The organism is Pseudomonas wuhanensis (assembly GCF_030687395.1).
Taxonomy (GTDB): Bacteria; Pseudomonadota; Gammaproteobacteria; order Pseudomonadales; family Pseudomonadaceae; genus Aquipseudomonas; species Aquipseudomonas wuhanensis.
In genome coordinates this window covers 1,558,770-1,574,951 of record NZ_CP117430.1, presented here as the reverse complement: position 1 = coordinate 1,574,951, position 16,182 = coordinate 1,558,770, and the positions used below count along the sequence as shown (strand labels likewise).

Genomic DNA, 16,182 nt, shown 5'->3' with positions numbered 1-16,182 from the left:
GCAAATCACGATGCGCGTGATGAAGTGGAGCATGATCGCACTGGCAGTTGCAGCAGCAGCCAGTACTCAAATGGCTACGGCCGCACCGTTCGTAAGTGACCAGGCTGAAGCCAAAGGTTTTGTTGAAGACGCCAAGTTCGACTTGCTGATTCGCAACTATTACTTCAACCGTGACAACAAAGATGGCGCCCGCGACGTTAAAGACTGGACCCAAGGTCTTTGGGGCACCTTCAGCTCCGGTTACACCCAGGGTACTGTTGGCGTTGGCGTTGATGCATTCGGTTACCTGGCCATCAAACTGGATGGCGGCGATGGCACTTCCGGTTCGGGCAACATGAGCCGTAGCGACACCGTCAACGCTAACGGTGGCCGCGACGTCAACGACAGTCAGGGTAAAGCCGGGGGGGCCATTAAATTCCGCGTCTCCAAAACCGAGCTGAAATTCGGCGACATGTCGCCAAGCACTGCTCCAGTGTTTGCTGTTGGCGGTTCCCGTATCCTTCCTCAAGTTGCCAGCGGTTTCCAACTGCAGAGCAGCGAAGTCAAAGACCTTGACCTCGAAGCCGGTCACTTCTACTCGGGTTCCAGCCAGGACAAAAACGCCCGTGACGGCGGCCTGTTTGCAAACTACGCTGGCGTTGAAGCCAACAGCATCGACTATTTCGGTGGCAAGTACGGCATTACCGATAACCTTTCCGCATCGCTGTATGGCGCCAAGCTGGAAGACATCTGGAACCAGTACTACGCCAACGTGAACCTCACCACTCCATTTGGTGGTGACACGTCGCTGAACACCGACTTCAACATCTACCGCACCACCGACACCGGTGACGCGAAAGCCGGTGACATTAGCAACACAGCATTCTCGCTGGCCACTGCTCTGTCGTTCCTGAAAGCACACACCATCACCCTGGCCTTCCAAAAGGTTAATGGCGATACCCCGTTCGACTACGTCGGTATTGGCAAAAACAACCGCGGCGGCGACTCGATCTTCCTCGCCAACTCCATCCAGTACTCTGACTTCAACGCCCCTGGCGAGAAGTCTGCCCAGATCCGTTACGATCTGAAAATGGCTGAGTACGGCGTTCCTGGTCTGAGCTTCATGACCCGTTACGTGAAAGGTTGGGACATCGACGGTACCAAAACTCCAGCAGGCAGCGCTTACGCCGGCCTGTACGGTGAAGATGGCAAGCACAACGAAACCAACTTCGAAGCCAAGTACGTTGTTCAGTCTGGCCCGGCAAAAGATCTGTCCGTCCGCTTCCGTCAAGCTTGGCACTTTGCTAACGCCGACGAAGGTGAAGGCGACGTGAAAGAGTTCCGTGTGATCGTCGACTACCCGCTGTCGATTTTGTAATCGCATCAAGTTAGTTTGCGGTAACAAACAAAGAGGCCCATCTTCGGATGGGCCTCTTTTGTTGCTTACTGCACTGCAGACTCCTGAACCACTCGAATCACCCGCTGTGGAAACGGAATATCGATACCGGCCGTTTTCAAACGATCACGGGACTGTTCGTTGAACATGAACATCACATCCCAATAATCCGCCGTCTTCACCCACACTCGAAGGGAAACAGTAATCGAACTGTCGCCCAGAGTAGAAATCACTGCCTGAGGTGCCGGGTCAGCCAAAACGCGCTCATCTTTGGCCAGGTCCAGCAAAACATGACGGGCCTTCTGTAAGTCCGCCTCGTAAGCCACGCCTACATCAAACACGACCTTACGGGTCGGTTGACGGTTGGTGTTGGTGATGATGCCGTTCGACAGAACGCCGTTAGGCACGATGATGGTTTTGTTATCACCGGTGCGCAATACGGTGTGGAAGATCTGGATGTTGTCGACCGTACCGGCAACACCTTGGGCTTCGATCCAGTCACCGATGCGGAACGGGCGGAACAACAGAATCAGCACGCCGCCCGCGAAGTTCGCCAGGCTACCCTGCAAGGCCAGACCGATCGCCAGGCCGGCTGCACCGATGGCCGCGACGAACGAGGTGGTTTCCACGCCGATCATCGACGCCACGCTGACGATCAGCAAAACCTTGAGGATGATGTTCGCCAGGCTGCTGATGAAACCTTGCAGCGCCAGGTCGGCATTGCGCAACGCCAGCAGGCCACCCAGTTTTTGCGTGACCTTGTTGATCAGCCACCAGCCGATGGCCAGGGTAATCACCGCCAGTAGCACGCGGCTGCCGTATTCCATGATCATTGGAATCCAGGCTTGGGATGCCTTGACCAGGTTGTCCACTTCAGCATTCAAATCCATCTTTTTTCTCCTGATTTCCGGCTACCCGGCACGCAAAAAATGAGCGGCAGAAAAAGACCCACCGGAATAAACACAATCCCTGTGGGCGCGAGCAAGCTCGCTCCCACAGGTCCCGCTTGAAAAGTCAGTCGCGGAAGTTGTTGAACTGCAGCGGCATGTCGAACGTCTTGGCACGCAGGGCTGCAATGGCTTCCTGCAAATCGTCACGTTTCTTGCCGGTGATACGCACTTGCTCGCCCTGAATGGAGGCCTGGACCTTGAGCTTGGCGTCTTTGACGTGAGCGACGATTTTCTTCGCCAGCTCCTTGTCGATGCCTTCCTTGAGTACCGCTTCCTGTTTCATCAGCTTGCCCGACGCGTAGGCATCCTTGACTTCAAGGCACTGCACATCGATCTTGCGCTTGACCAGGGACAGCTTGAGGATCTCGATCATCGCTTCGAGCTGGAAATCAGCTTCCGCGGTCAGGTTGACGGTCAGGTCTTTTTCCTTGAACTCGAAACTGCCCTTGCCTTTCAGGTCATAACGACGATCGAGTTCCTTGACGGCGTTCTCGACCGCGTTGGTGACTTCGTGTTTGTCCAGTTCGGATACCACGTCGAACGACGGCATGTAATCTCTCCAATAAAAAGGCACGCTCGATAACGATGGAGCGCGCTTGGCTTGCGGTTAAAATCGGGCTCATTATAACGGGTCTTTTCCAACCGATACTGCGAGCCACACATGCCAGCGTCAAACCGAGCAAAACACTGATGTCTACCCCTTGGCATATTCTCGGCGCCGGCAGCCTCGGCACCCTTTGGGCCACACGTCTGGCGCGGGCTGACGTACCGGTCAGGCTGATCGTGCGGGACGCGACACGCTTACAGGCCTATCAGACGGCTGGCGGGCTGACGCTGGTCGAACATGGCGAAGCGCAGCTGTATCCAGTGCCCGGCGAAACAGCCGACAGCGACGAGCCGATCCGCCGCCTGCTGGTGGCCTGCAAAGCCTACGACGCCGAAGAAGCCGTGGCCCGGCTCGCTCATCGGCTAACACCCGACGCCGAACTGATCCTGCTGCAGAACGGCCTCGGCAGTCAGGACGCGGTTGCCGCGCAGGTGCCTCAGGCGCGCTGCATCTTCGCCTCCAGCACCGAAGGGGCATTTCGCGATGGCGATTGGCGTGTGGTGTTCGCCGGTCATGGCTACACCTGGCTGGGGGATGCCGGCCACCCGGTGGCGCCGATCTGGCTGGAGGACTTGAGCGCCGCCGGCATTCCCCATGAATGGAGCACCGACATCCTCACAAGGCTGTGGCGAAAACTGGCGCTCAATTGTGCGATCAACCCGTTGACCGTGCTGCACGAATGCCGCAACGGCGGTTTGCAGCAGCATCATTGCGAAGTCGCCACCCTGTGCGCCGAGCTCACCGAGCTGCTCGAGCGCTGCGGCCAGCCGGCAGCGGCGGAAAACCTGCGGGTGGAAGTCGAACGAGTGATCCAGGCCACCGCGGCCAATTTCTCCTCGATGTACCAGGACGTCGCGAATCAGCGCCGCACCGAAATCAGCTACCTGCTGGGCCATGCCTGCAAAGTCGCGTCGCGGCATCAGTTGAACCTGCCCCACCTCAATCAATTGCAGCAGCGCTTGATCGCCCATCTGCACAGCCTTGGATTGCCCAGCGACTGAGCAGCGGCTACGCTGGCCACTTGTTCCTTTTCAGCGATGAACCTGATGCCATTGCGCCAGCGCCTTGAAAACCTTCCAGTCGGCCAGAAATTGCTGGCCGCCCTGCTGGTGCTGTTGACCACCGTTTTGCTGGTCGCCAACCTGACCTTTATCAGCGCCGCCTATTACATCTCGCAGGAAAGCATGGCCCCCCAGGCCTTGCAGACCATCGGCCGGCTGGTGTCCAACCCCAGCCTGGTCTCCGACGCCTTGAAGTCGCCGCAAACCGCCGAGCGCCTGCTCAACGAACTCAACAGCTATACACCGTTGCGTGCAGCAGCGCTCTATGACGGCAACGGTGTGCTTCTGGCGCAGCTGCAGCAGGGAGACAAGCTCCATCTGCCGGAGCATTTCCGGCACCTCGAAGCCTGGCAAGCCATGGAGTTCCGCAGCAACCAAGTCATCACCCTGCCCCGCCCCGGCACTGCGCCTGGGCATTTGCTGCTGGTGGCCAGCAGCGAACTGCCGATGGCGTTCTACACCGGGACCCTGACCGCCAGTTTGGGGATTCTGATCTTCAGCGTACTGTTATGGCTGGTGATCGCCCGGCAGATTAAACGCCTGATTACCCGCCCCATCCATCAGCTCGAAGAGTTGTCCCGGCAAGTGACCCGGGAAGAGAACTACGCCCTGCGCGCCTCTCGCGGCAACCACGACGAAATCGGCAGCCTCGCCGAAGCGTTCAACACCATGCTCTCGCGCATCGAGGCTCGGGAGCAGCAACTCAAGCGCGCCCGCGACGACTCCCAGGCCGCTTACGATCAGGCCCAGGGGCTGGCCGAAGAAACCCGTCACACCAACCGCAAGCTGGAGCTGGAAGTTCAGGTGCGCAGCAAGATCGAAAAGAAGCTCACCGGATTCCAGAACTACCTCAACAGCATCATCGACTCCATGCCGTCGGCACTGATCGCCCTCGACGAGCAGCTCTACGTGACCCAGTGGAATCAGGAAGCCAGCGCCCTGTCCGGTACGCCTCTGGACGAAGCCTTGAACCAGCCGATCTTCCTCGCCTTCGAACCGCTCAAACCGTTCCTGCCGCAGCTCAGGCAAACCGTCGAGCAGCACACGGTGGCGAAGATCGAACGCGTGACCTGGCTCAAGGACGATGAACCCAAGCATTACGCCCTGACGTTTTATCCGTTGATGGGCGGTGCCGGGCGCGGCGTGGTGATCCGGATCGACGACATCACTCAGCGTCTGTCCCTGGAAGAAATGATGGTGCAGTCGGAAAAAATGCTCTCGGTCGGTGGCCTCGCCGCTGGCATGGCCCACGAAATCAATAATCCACTGGGCGCAATCTTGCACAACGTGCAGAACATTCGTCGGCGCTTGTCACCCGATCTGCCGAAAAACCTCGAACAGGCCGAGCAACTGGGCATCGAGCTGGACACGGTCAACCAGTACCTGAAAGCTCGCGAAGTGCCGCAGTTACTTGATGGCATTCAACAGGCCGGCGCCCGGGCGGCAAAAATCGTGACGCACATGCTCAGCTTCAGTCGCCGCAGTACCCGGCAGATGGCTCCCTGCGATTTGCCGGCGTTGATCGATCAAGCGGTGGAAATCGCTGGCAACGACTTTGACCTGGCCATCGGCTTCGACTTCAAGGGTCAGGCGATCATTCGGCAGTTCGATCCGGCGCTGGGCCCGGTGCCCGGCACCGCCAATGAACTGGAACAGGTGCTGCTCAACTTGCTGAAAAACGCCGCGCAAGCCATTCACCAGCGCACAGACGATCGCGAACCGGGGCGGATTATTCTGCGTACAAAACTGAATCCGCCTTGGGCGGAAATTCAGGTCGAGGACAACGGCATCGGCATGAGCGAGAACGTGCGCAAACGCACATTCGAGCCATTCTTCACCACCAAGGAAATCGGTCAGGGCACCGGCCTTGGACTGTCAGTCTCGTACTTCATCATCACCAACAACCACAAAGGCCAGATGGAAGTGCAATCGACGCCGGGCCAAGGCACCTGTTTCACCTTGCGCCTGCCGTTGTCGGGCACTCCGGTGGTTTCTCAAGAACTCAATCAGCTGTCGAGGTAACCATGGGCTTTCGCTTGTCGAAGATTTACACCCGCACTGGCGACAAAGGCGAGACCGGGCTCGGCGATGGCCGCCGGGTGCCCAAGGACCATCCGCGCATCGAGGCCATTGGCGAAGTCGATACGCTGAACAGCCAGGTGGGCGTGCTGTTGGCCGGGTTGGCGGCGCAAAGTGCCGAGTTTCCCGGGCTTAACGAAGTGATCGAGGTGTTGGCGCCCTGCCAGCATCGGTTGTTCGACTTGGGTGGCGAACTGGCGATGCCGGTGTATCAGGCACTGAATACGGCAGAAATCGAGCGCCTGGAAGCGGCGATCGATGCGTGGAATGAAGAGTTGGGGCCGCTGGAGAATTTCATTCTGCCCGGTGGTTCGGCGCTGATTGCCCAGGCTCACGTATGCCGCTGCCTGGCGCGCAGTGCCGAGCGGCGCTGTCAGCAGTTGAATGCGATCGAGCCGCTGGCCGGGGTTGGCCTGGCGTATATCAATCGGTTGTCGGATTTGTTGTTTGTGGCGGCACGGTTGATTGCCAAGCGTCAGGGGATTGCCGAGATTTTGTGGCAGCCTGCGGCCAAGCCCGAGGTTTAGTCGGCGCGTCCGAAGACGCCATCGCGGGCAAGCCCGCTCCCACAGGGATCAACGTCGTACACAAATCTGTGTCCGCTACGAACTACTGTGGGAGCGGGCTTGCCCGCGATGGCGCCAGCAGCAACACCGTAGAATCAGGCTTCAGGCCAAAACGCCCGAATCCCCGCCACACCCTGCGCCCCCGCCTCCCAGGCTTTCTGCCGCTCCGCCGGGCCAACCCCACCCAGCAAAAACACCGGCTTACTGAAGCCCTCAATCAAGGTCGAAGCCTGCTCCCAACCCAATGGCAGCGCATCCGGGTGCGTCTGCGTCGGCTGCACCGGCGAAAGGGTCACGAAGTCCACGCCCATCTGCTCGGCCAACGCCAGTTCTTCAGCGTTGTGACAAGACGCCGCCAACCAGCGTGAAGCCGGTAGCGGACGCCCGGCCGCCGCGTACTTGCGCAACTGCGCCGACGTGATGTGCCAACCGGCGGACGGGAAATCCCCGAGCCATTCAAACGGCCCCTTGATCATCAACTGCGCCTTGCCGGCACACAGCCCCGCTGCGTCCACCGCCAGATCGCGGTATTGCGGGTCGTAGCCGTTGGGCGCGCGCAATTGAATCAGCTTGATGCCGCCGGCGATGGCTTTCTGAATACCGCGCAGCAAGGCCGGGGTTTCCAGGCCCTCCGGGGTGATCAGGTAGTCGCCGGGCAAACGGGCGGCGGCGACAATCGGTTGGTTGGCAGCCGGAAACTCGTAGTCCACCAACTCCCGCGCGGTCACCCAGGCCAAAGGCTGACCTTCGGCGCCATGGGGTTCGCCGGTAAACGCCGAGACTTCCCAGACATCCAGCAACACCTGCTTGTCTGGGTAATCGTGGCGGACTTTGATCATCGGTCGCGCGGTATTGACCACGATACCCAGCTCTTCGTGAAGCTCGCGAGCCAGGGCCGTTTCGACGGATTCGTCATCCTCGACCTTGCCACCGGGGAACTCCCACAAACCGCCCTGATGCTGAGTGTCGGCACGGCGGGCAATGAGGATCTTGCCGCTGCTATCGCGGATAACCGCGGCTGCTACATGGACTCGTTTCACCGCTCTATTTCCTCCAGACCCGCCTTCTGCCAGGCCTTGAAGGCTGGCCATTGGTAGACGGTTTCAACATAGGCCGCGTCGACCTCGGGCAGTTTTACCTGATAGGTGCGCAGGCGTACGGCGATCGGTGCAAAAAACGCATCGGCCAGGGTCGCGCCCCCAAACAGGAACGGGCCGGTTTCAGTCGCGGTGGCGCGACATTCAGCCCACAACGCCAACATGCGCTCGATTTCAGCCTGAACCTCAGGCGGGGTCGGCGACAGCGGCGCATTGTGGCTCAGGTCGAACGGCATGTTGCCGCGCATGGCGAAAAAGCCGCTGTGCATCTGCGCGCACGCCGAACGCGCCTGGGCACGGGCGGCAGTGTCTTTGGGCCAGAGGCCGGCATCGGGGAATTGTTCGGCCAGGTATTCGGCAATCGCCAGCGAATCGGCGATGGTGCCGTGTTCGGTTTTCAGCAGCGGGACTTTCCCGGTCGGCGAATGCTTGAGCAGGCGCTCGCGAGTGTCGGGCTGGTTCAGTTTGATCAGTTCTTCGGTGTAGGACGCGCCGGTCAGGTCCAGGGCCAGCGCGGCGCGCAGGGACCAGGAGGAATACAGTTTGTCGCCGATGATCAGGTGGAGGCTCATGTTTGGTGCCTTCTTGTCAGGGGAACAAGCCAGAATATCTAGCGTCTGGTCGTCCGTCATCGCGGGCAAGCCCGCTCCCACAGGGTTAGCGCAGGTCCTGTGGGAGCGGGCTTGCCCGCGATGGGGGCGACTCGGTCTAACTGTATTAAGTGCGGTATTCGGCGTTGATCTTCACGTATTCGTGGGACAGGTCAGTCGTCCAGATGGTTTCGCTGCAATCGCCGCGACCCAGCTCGATGCGGATGGTGATTTCTTCCTGCTGCATCACCGCCGCGCCCTGGGCTTCGGTGTAGGTGGCAGAGCGCGCGCCACGGCTGGCGATGCACACGTCGCCGAGGAACACGTCGATCTTGCTCACGTCCAGGTTCGGTACGCCGGCACGGCCCACAGCGGCCAGAATGCGGCCCCAGTTCGGGTCGGAGGCGAACAGCGCGGTCTTGATCAGCGGCGAGTGGGCCACGGTGTAACCGACGTCCAGGCACTCCTGGTGATTGCCGCCGCCGTTGACTTCCACGGTGACGAACTTGGTCGCGCCTTCGCCATCGCGCACGATGGCCTGGGCCACGTCCATGCACACTTCGAACACGGCCTGCTTCAGCTTGGCGAACAATTCACCACTGGCGGAGGTGATTTCCGGCAGTGCTGCCTGACCGGTGGCGATCAGCATGCAGCAGTCGTTGGTCGAGGTGTCGCCGTCGATGGTGATGCGGTTGAACGACTTGTTGGCGCCGTCCAGCAGCAGGTTTTGCAGCACATCGCGCGAGACTTTGGCGTCGGTGGCGATATAGCCGAGCATGGTCGCCATGTTCGGGCGAATCATGCCCGCGCCTTTGCTGATGCCGGTGACAGTGATGGTCACGCCGTCATGCTGGAACTGGCGGCTGGCACCCTTCGGCAGGGTGTCGGTGGTCATGATGCCGGTAGCGGCGGCTTCCCAGTTATTCACCGACAGATCGTCAAGGGCGGCTTGCAGCGCGCCTTCGATTTTTTCGACCGGCAGCGGCTCGCCGATCACACCGGTGGAGTACGGCAGCACCAGGCTTGCATCGACACCGGTCAGCTCAGCCAGTTTGGCGCAAGTGCGCTCAGCAGCTGCCAGGCCTGGCTCGCCGGTGCCGGCGTTGGCATTGCCGGTGTTGGTCAGCAGGTAACGCACCGGGCCTTGCACGCGTTGTTTGGCCAGGATCACGGGAGCGGCGCAAAAGGCGTTCAGGGTGAACACGCCCGCCACGGTGGAACCTTCGGCACAGCGCATGACCACGACATCCTTGCGCCCCGGGCGCTTGATGCCGGCCGAGGCGATACCGAGTTCAAAACCGGCAACCGGGTGCAACGTGGGCAAAGGACCAAGACCAACAGCCATGAATGCGCTCCTTAAAAAGTATTGTCTGCACCGTCATTACCCCGTTCTTTTAACGTGGCGCGGTGGTTTAAATGGCAAAACGCCGCGACGGCATAAGCCGGTCGCGGCGCGGGTATTTCAGCGTATGAAACGGGTTTACTGGATCTGCCCGTGGCAATGCTTGTACTTCTTGCCCGAACCGCAGTAGCACAGCTCGTTACGACCCAGCTTCTGCTCGTTGCGCACCGGTGCGGTGGCGAGGGCTACATCGACCTCTTCACCCAACACTTCCGGTTGCTCCAGGCCAGGGGCTTCGTCGTGCTGGAACTGCATGCGCGCAGCCAGTGCTTCGGCTTCCTGACGCAGGCGAGCTTCTTCTTCGATCGGGTCTTCGCGGCGAACCTGAACGTGCGACAGCACACGGATCGAGTCGCGCTTGATCGAATCCAACAACTCGGAGAACAAGGTGAAGGACTCGCGCTTGTATTCCTGTTTCGGGTTCTTCTGCGCATAACCACGCAAGTGGATGCCGTGACGCAGGTGATCCATGGTCGACAGGTGGTCTTTCCACAGGTCGTCCAGTACGCGCAGAACGATTTGCTTCTCGAAGGTGCGCAGTGCTTCGGCACCGGCCTGGTCTTCTTTCTCGTTGTACGCGGCGATCAGCTCGTTCATCAGCTTCTCGCGCAGGGTTTCTTCATACAGGTGATCGTCTTCGTCCAGCCATTGCTGGATCGGCAACGCCACACCGAAGTCGCTCTGCAGCGCCGCTTCCAGACCGGCCACGTCCCACTGCTCTGGCAGCGATTGCGGTGGAATGTGCGCGCTGACGGTTGCGTTGAGCACGTCCTGACGGAAATCGGCGATGGTTTCGCCAATGTTGTCAGCGGCCAACAAACTGTTACGCATGTGATAGATCACTTTACGTTGTTCGTTGTTGACGTCGTCGAACTCGAGCAGCTGTTTACGAATGTCGAAGTTACGACCTTCAACCTTGCGCTGAGCCTTCTCGATGGCGTTGGTCACCATGCGGTGCTCGATCGCTTCACCGGACTGCATGCCCAGCGCCTTCATGAAGTTCTTCACCCGGTCAGAGGCGAAGATGCGCATCAGGCTGTCTTCCAGCGACAGGTAGAAACGGCTGGAACCGGCGTCGCCCTGACGACCGGCACGACCGCGCAACTGGTTGTCGATACGGCGCGATTCGTGACGCTCGGAAGCGATCACCTGCAAGCCGCCCGACTCCAGCACTTGCTGGTGACGCTTCTGCCAGTCGGCCTTGATCTGGGCAATCTGCTCAGGGGTCGGGTTTTCCAGCGAAGCGACTTCCACTTCCCAGTTACCGCCCAACAGAATGTCGGTACCACGACCGGCCATGTTGGTGGCGATGGTCAGTGCGCCCGGACGACCGGCCTGAGCAATGATTTCGGCTTCTTTTTCGTGGAACTTGGCGTTCAGAACCTTGTGTTCGATGCCTTCCTTCACGAGCAGGCTGGACATGTGCTCGGACGTTTCGATGGTGGCGGTACCCACCAGCACCGGACGGCCCTGAGTCATGCACTCCTTGATGTCGTTGATGATCGCCGCGTATTTCTCTTCGGCGGTCAGGAACACCAGGTCGTTGTAGTCTTTACGCGCCAACGGTTTGTTCGGCGGAATCACCATGACCTGCAGACCGTAGATCTGGTGGAACTCGAACGCTTCGGTGTCTGCGGTACCGGTCATGCCGGACAGCTTGTTGTACAGACGGAAGTAGTTCTGGAACGTGGTCGACGCCAGTGTCTGGCTCTCGGCCTGGATATTCAGGTTTTCCTTGGCTTCGATGGCCTGGTGCAGGCCTTCGGACAAACGGCGACCCGGCATGGTGCGGCCGGTGTGTTCGTCGACCAGCACGACCTGACCGTCCTGCACGATGTATTCGACGTTGCGATTGAACAGTTTGTGCGCACGCAGGCCGGCATAAACGTGGGTCAGCAGACCGAGGTTATGCGCCGAGTACAGGCTCTCGCCTTCAGCCAGCAGGCCGACGCGGGTCAGCATGTCTTCGATGAACTGGTGACCGGCTTCGTTGAGTTCGACCTGACGGGTCTTCTCGTCCACGGTGTAGTGGCCAGCCTTGGTGACTTCGCCTTCGACTTCTTCGACGTGCAATTGCAGCTGCGGGATCAGTTTGTTGATCTCGATGTACAGCTTGGAGCTGTCCTCGGCCTGACCAGAGATGATCAGCGGGGTACGGGCTTCGTCGATGAGGATGGAGTCGACTTCGTCGATCACGGCAAAATTGAGTTCGCGCTGGAATTTTTCTTCCATGCTGAACGCCATGTTGTCGCGCAGGTAGTCGAAACCGAATTCGTTGTTGGTGCCGTAGGTGATGTCGGCGGCGTAAGCGGCGCGCTTCTCTTCCGGCGGCTGGAATGGGGTGACCACGCCGACCGTCATGCCGAGGAATTCGTAGAGCGGACGCATCCAGTTGGCGTCACGGCGGGCCAGGTAGTCGTTCACCGTCACAACGTGCACGCCCTTGCCGGACAGCGCGTTGAGGTAAACACCCAGTGTCGCCACCAGGGTCTTGCCTTCACCGGTACGCATTTCCGCGATCATGCCTTCATGCAAGGTCATGCCGCCGATCAGCTGGACATCGAAGTGGCGCATACCCATGACGCGCTTGCCGGCTTCGCGGGCGACCGCAAAGGCTTCTGGCAGCAGTTTGTCGAGGGATTCCCCTTTGGCGAGGCGGGCCTTGAACTCGTCGGTCTTGGCACGCAATTGATCGTCCGAAAGGGCTACCATTTGCTCTTCGAAGGCATTGACGAGCTGCACCGTCTTGAGCATGCGTTTGACTTCACGCTCGTTCTTGCTTCCAAAAAGTTTCTTTAACAAAGGCGCAAACATATCGGCAGGATCTTCCACACTAAAGGGATGGAGGGCGGCCCCGTGAGTCGCCCGTGCAGCCCTCATGGCCGCATGCGAACGAGCATTCTACCCGGAAACGATGGTGAGGAAAGTGGCGTTGTTCCACGATGCATGCACTGCGCTGTGACGGGGCTCACTTAAAATAAGGGCTTTTTGCTGAACTTCAACCCATCGAGGGCACAAGTTACTCGTTGATTTAATGAGTAAAGCGCTCACAAAGCAATGGGTCGGGGGCAGCGGATGCTTTCTGTTACCATGGCCGCTCTGTTACTTCAGGTGTCTGATCATGGCATTTCGCCCTCTCACGGCCAGAGCACCCGCCGTTCTGCTTCGCGAAGCCAAACCGCTGAAAGCCATCTTTGGCCACGCTCAACGCCTGGGTCATTTACAACGCCTGGTGGAAAGCCAGTTGCAGCCGGCTGCCCGCGAGCATTGCCATGTGGCGTCGTGGCGTGAAGGCAGTTTATTGCTGATTGTCACCGACGGCCACTGGGCCACCCGCCTGCGCTATCAGCAAAAGCGTCTGCAACGGCAGTTACAGCTGTTCGACGAGTTCGCCAGCCTGACGCGGATCCTGTTCAAGGTTCAGCCGCCTACCGTTCAGCAAGGGGCTGCGGGGCATACGATAAATTTGTCGACCGATGCGGCGGCGACCATTCAGGCAACGGCTGACGGGATTACCGACCCGAACCTGCGGGCGGCCCTCGAACGCCTGGCGGCGCACGCCAAACCCAAAACCTGACATAAAACCAATGTGGGAGCGAGCCTGCTCGCGATAGCGGTGTATCAGTCAACACATGTGTTGAATGTCCGGCCGCAATCGCGAGCAGGCTCGCTCCCACATTTTGATTACCCACTTGTCAGCGGCGTTTGCTGCCGCCGAGCAATGAGCCCATCAACCCGCGTACCAATTGTCGGCCCAATTGATTTGCCGCCTGTCGCATAGCTGATTTCAATGCCTGGCCTGCCGCCGTGCCGAGGAGTTCCCCGGCCTTGTCGGTGAAACTCGGCTCTTCAGGTGCAGGTTTGCCCGGCGCTGCTTCAGGATCCGGCGCCAGCCCTTTACGCCCCATCAGCACTTCATAAGCTGATTCGCGATCGACCGGTTTGTCGTAACGCCCCTTGAACGGCGAACCGGCGATCAGCACGGTGCGTTCGGTCTCGGTCAACGGCCCGATCCGCGATTGCGGCGGTGCAACCAATACACGCTGGACCATCCCCGGCGTGCCCTTGTCTTGCAGGGTGCCGACCAGCGCCTCGCCGATCCCCAGCTCCGTCAATACTGACAAGGCGTCAAATGCCGGGTTCGGCCGGAAGCCCTCGGCCACGGCGCGCAGGGATTTCTGTTCTTTGGCAGTAAACGCGCGCAAACCGTGCTGAATGCGCAGGCCCAGTTGAGCCAGCACATCATCGGGCAAGTCGCCCGGTGATTGGGTAACGAAATATACCCCCACGCCTTTCGAGCGGATCAGTCGCACTACCTGTTCCAAACGCTCCTGCAACGCCTTGGGCGTACCGGCGAACAACAAGTGCGCTTCGTCGAAAAACAGCGCCAGCAGCGGTTTCTCGGCATCACCACGCTCCGGCAATTGCTCGAACAGTTCGGCCAGCAGCCAGAGCAGGAACGTCGCATAGACCTTCGGCGCTTCATGCACCAGACGACTGGCATCGAGCAAGTGAATGCGCCCGCGACCATCCAGGGCCGGTTGCAACATGTCTTCGAGTTGCAGCGCCGGTTCGCCGAACAACGCTTCGGCGCCCTGCTGTTCCAGCGTCGCCAAACGGCGCAACAGCGCCTGGCTGGAACCGGTGGTCATCAACGCGGCGTCATCCCCCAGCAATTCGGGGTTGTCGCGCAGGTGATTGAGCAGCGCCTTCAAATCCTTCAAATCCAGCAGCAACAACCCTTCGCGGTCGGCCACCTTGAACGCGGCATAAAGTGCCGACTGCTGACTGTCGGTCAGTTCCAGCAGGCTGCCGAGCAGCAACGGGCCCATTTCGCTCAAGGTGGTGCGCAGTGGATGACCGGACTGACCGTTAATGTCCCACAAGGTCACCGGATACGCCTGAGGCTTATGGTTCAGCCAGGGCATCCCGGCGATCCGGTCCGCGACCTTGCCTTGAGGGTTGCCGGCAGCGCCCAGGCCGCACAGGTCGCCTTTGATATCCGCCGCGAACACCGCCACACCGGCATCGCTGAAGGCTTCGGCCAGGCGCTGCAAGGTGACGGTTTTACCGGTCCCGGTAGCGCCCGCTACCAGGCCATGACGGTTGGCCAGGCGCATGGCCTGGGCGATGGACTGGCCCGTGAGATCGGCGCCGATAACGAGTTGCGATGAGTCAGGCATTTTGTCACCCATGGTTAATCTTTGATCCTTCATGGCCGATAACAAGCGAGAGACCAGACTGAAAAATAGCGTCGGTAATTCCCTAAGGAGCAGTGGAAATATCAGCTTACTTTCAACACTGCCCATTTTGCGCGCCTTTATAAAAGCACGCCCTGGACATTAAGACTTTAGCGGACCCCCAAGCCATGAATAAAAATCTGCGCTTCAGCCATAAAATACTGCTTGCCGCCGCCCTCATCGTTATTGCTGCCTTCGCCTCGTTCACACTGTACAACGACTATTTGCAGCGCAACGCCATTCGCGAAGACCTGGACAACTATCTGCAAGAAATGGGCAGCGTGACGGCCAACAATATCCAGACCTGGCTGGCCGGACGCAGCTTGCTGATCGAAAACCTGTCACAAAACGTCGCACTGAACGCTGACATCGGCAACGTCTCCTCGCTACTTGAGCAGAAGGCGGTGACCTCGACCTTCATGGGCGCCTATCTGGGCAACAAGGATGGCACCTTCATCATCCGCCCAGACAGCAAAATGCCTGATGGCTATGACCCTCGCGCCCGGCCTTGGTACAAGAGTGCCCAAAGCACCGGCGGCTCGGCACTGACCGAACCGTACATCGATCTCGCTTCCGGCCAACTGGTCATTTCCATCGTCAACAGTGTGCTCAAGGACGGTCAAAGTATCGGCGTGGTCGGTGGCGACCTGAGCTTGCAGGTGATCGCCGACAGCCTCAACGCGCTGGACTTCGACGGTATGGGCTATGCGTTCCTGGTCAGCGCCGACGGCAAGATCCTGGTTCACCCGGACAAAGCCCTGGCGATGAAGTCCCTGAGCGAGGCGTACCCAAAAAACACCCCGCGCATCAGCAGCGAACTCAGTGAAATCGACGTCGACGGCAAGACCCGCATCGTCACGTTCACCCCAATCAAAGGCCTGTCCTCGGTCAATTGGTACATCGGTCTGTCGGTGGACAAGGACAAAGCCTTCTCGATGCTCAGCGAATTTCGCGCCTCGGCGGTCGTCGCAACCCTCATTGCCGTGGCAATCATCATCGCCTTGCTCGGCATGCTGATCCGCATCCTGATCCAGCCGCTGCACCTCATGACCCGCGCCATGGAAGACATCGCCGACGGTGAAGGCGACCTGACCAAGCGCCTGACCATCCAGAATCAGGACGAATTCGGCATCCTTGGCACGGCGTTCAACCGTTTCGTGGAACGGGTTCATACGTCGATCCGCGAAGTGTCCTCGGCCACCGGCCAAGTCAACG

Annotated in this window: 12 protein-coding genes and 1 pseudogene; 6 read left to right on the top strand and 7 right to left on the bottom strand. The window is 59.6% G+C overall.

Features of this window, described 5'->3' with window-relative positions; genetic code table 11:
- Positions 1-10: 10 nt before the first annotated feature.
- The gene (locus PSH88_RS07195; RefSeq protein WP_305425552.1) at positions 11-1,357 is read left to right on the top strand and encodes an OprD family porin; all 1,347 of its coding nucleotides are present in this window, start codon (positions 11-13) and stop codon (positions 1,355-1,357) included.
- 65 nt (positions 1,358-1,422) lie between these two features.
- Here PSH88_RS07195 and PSH88_RS07190 read toward each other — a convergent pair whose 3' ends face one another.
- Positions 1,423-2,265 (bottom strand): mechanosensitive ion channel family protein, encoded by an 843-nt coding sequence (locus tag PSH88_RS07190; protein WP_305425551.1) that lies wholly within the window; start codon positions 2,263-2,265, stop codon positions 1,423-1,425.
- Between the two features lie 124 nt (positions 2,266-2,389).
- Positions 2,390-2,875 carry a YajQ family cyclic di-GMP-binding protein gene (locus tag PSH88_RS07185; protein WP_149657896.1) on the bottom strand — a complete coding sequence of 162 codons (486 nt, stop codon included), beginning with the start codon at positions 2,873-2,875 and terminating at the stop codon, positions 2,390-2,392.
- Positions 2,876-3,015: 140 nt separating this feature from the next.
- Between PSH88_RS07185 and PSH88_RS07180 the strand changes: the two genes are divergently transcribed.
- The 3 genes from PSH88_RS07180 to PSH88_RS07170 are packed head-to-tail and all read left to right on the top strand — an operon-like array spanning position 3,016 to position 6,599.
- Complete coding sequence (locus PSH88_RS07180) at positions 3,016-3,933, top strand: putative 2-dehydropantoate 2-reductase (RefSeq protein WP_305425550.1); 918 nt, start codon at positions 3,016-3,018, stop codon at positions 3,931-3,933.
- A gap of 45 nt (positions 3,934-3,978) precedes the next feature.
- Positions 3,979-6,015, top strand: a complete 2,037-nt coding sequence (locus PSH88_RS07175) for a sensor histidine kinase (RefSeq protein WP_305425549.1) — start codon at positions 3,979-3,981, stop codon at positions 6,013-6,015.
- 2 nt (positions 6,016-6,017) lie between these two features.
- Complete coding sequence (locus PSH88_RS07170; RefSeq protein ID WP_305425548.1) at positions 6,018-6,599, top strand: cob(I)yrinic acid a,c-diamide adenosyltransferase; 582 nt, start codon at positions 6,018-6,020, stop codon at positions 6,597-6,599.
- A gap of 134 nt (positions 6,600-6,733) precedes the next feature.
- On the opposite strand, the gene PSH88_RS07165 is transcribed toward PSH88_RS07170, so the two are convergent.
- The 4 genes from PSH88_RS07165 to secA form a co-directional block, all read right to left on the bottom strand.
- Positions 6,734-7,678 (bottom strand): Nudix family hydrolase, encoded by a 945-nt coding sequence (locus PSH88_RS07165; protein ID WP_305425547.1) that lies wholly within the window; start codon positions 7,676-7,678, stop codon positions 6,734-6,736.
- Positions 7,675-8,307, bottom strand: a complete 633-nt coding sequence (locus PSH88_RS07160) for a glutathione S-transferase family protein (RefSeq protein ID WP_305425546.1) — start codon at positions 8,305-8,307, stop codon at positions 7,675-7,677. Before PSH88_RS07160 ends, PSH88_RS07165 begins: the two co-directional genes overlap by 4 nt.
- A gap of 145 nt (positions 8,308-8,452) precedes the next feature.
- Positions 8,453-9,670, bottom strand: coding sequence for a bifunctional glutamate N-acetyltransferase/amino-acid acetyltransferase ArgJ (gene argJ, locus PSH88_RS07155; protein WP_305425545.1), 1,218 nt, complete (start codon positions 9,668-9,670; stop codon positions 8,453-8,455).
- Between the two features lie 135 nt (positions 9,671-9,805).
- Positions 9,806-12,541 carry a preprotein translocase subunit SecA gene (secA, locus tag PSH88_RS07150; protein ID WP_305425544.1) on the bottom strand — a complete coding sequence of 912 codons (2,736 nt, stop codon included), beginning with the start codon at positions 12,539-12,541 and terminating at the stop codon, positions 9,806-9,808.
- Between the two features lie 307 nt (positions 12,542-12,848).
- Between secA and PSH88_RS07145 the strand changes: the two genes are divergently transcribed.
- Positions 12,849-13,304, top strand: coding sequence for a DUF721 domain-containing protein (locus tag PSH88_RS07145; RefSeq protein ID WP_007906612.1), 456 nt, complete (start codon positions 12,849-12,851; stop codon positions 13,302-13,304).
- Positions 13,305-13,422: 118 nt separating this feature from the next.
- Here the strand turns inward: PSH88_RS07145 and PSH88_RS07140 are convergent, their stop codons facing one another.
- The gene (locus tag PSH88_RS07140) at positions 13,423-14,910 is read right to left on the bottom strand and encodes a helicase HerA-like domain-containing protein (protein ID WP_305425543.1); all 1,488 of its coding nucleotides are present in this window, start codon (positions 14,908-14,910) and stop codon (positions 13,423-13,425) included.
- A gap of 185 nt (positions 14,911-15,095) precedes the next feature.
- Between PSH88_RS07140 and PSH88_RS30435 the strand changes: the two are divergent.
- Positions 15,096-16,079: pseudogene (locus PSH88_RS30435) on the top strand (HAMP domain-containing protein); the annotation flags it as partial.
- Positions 16,080-16,182 lie beyond the last annotated feature (103 nt).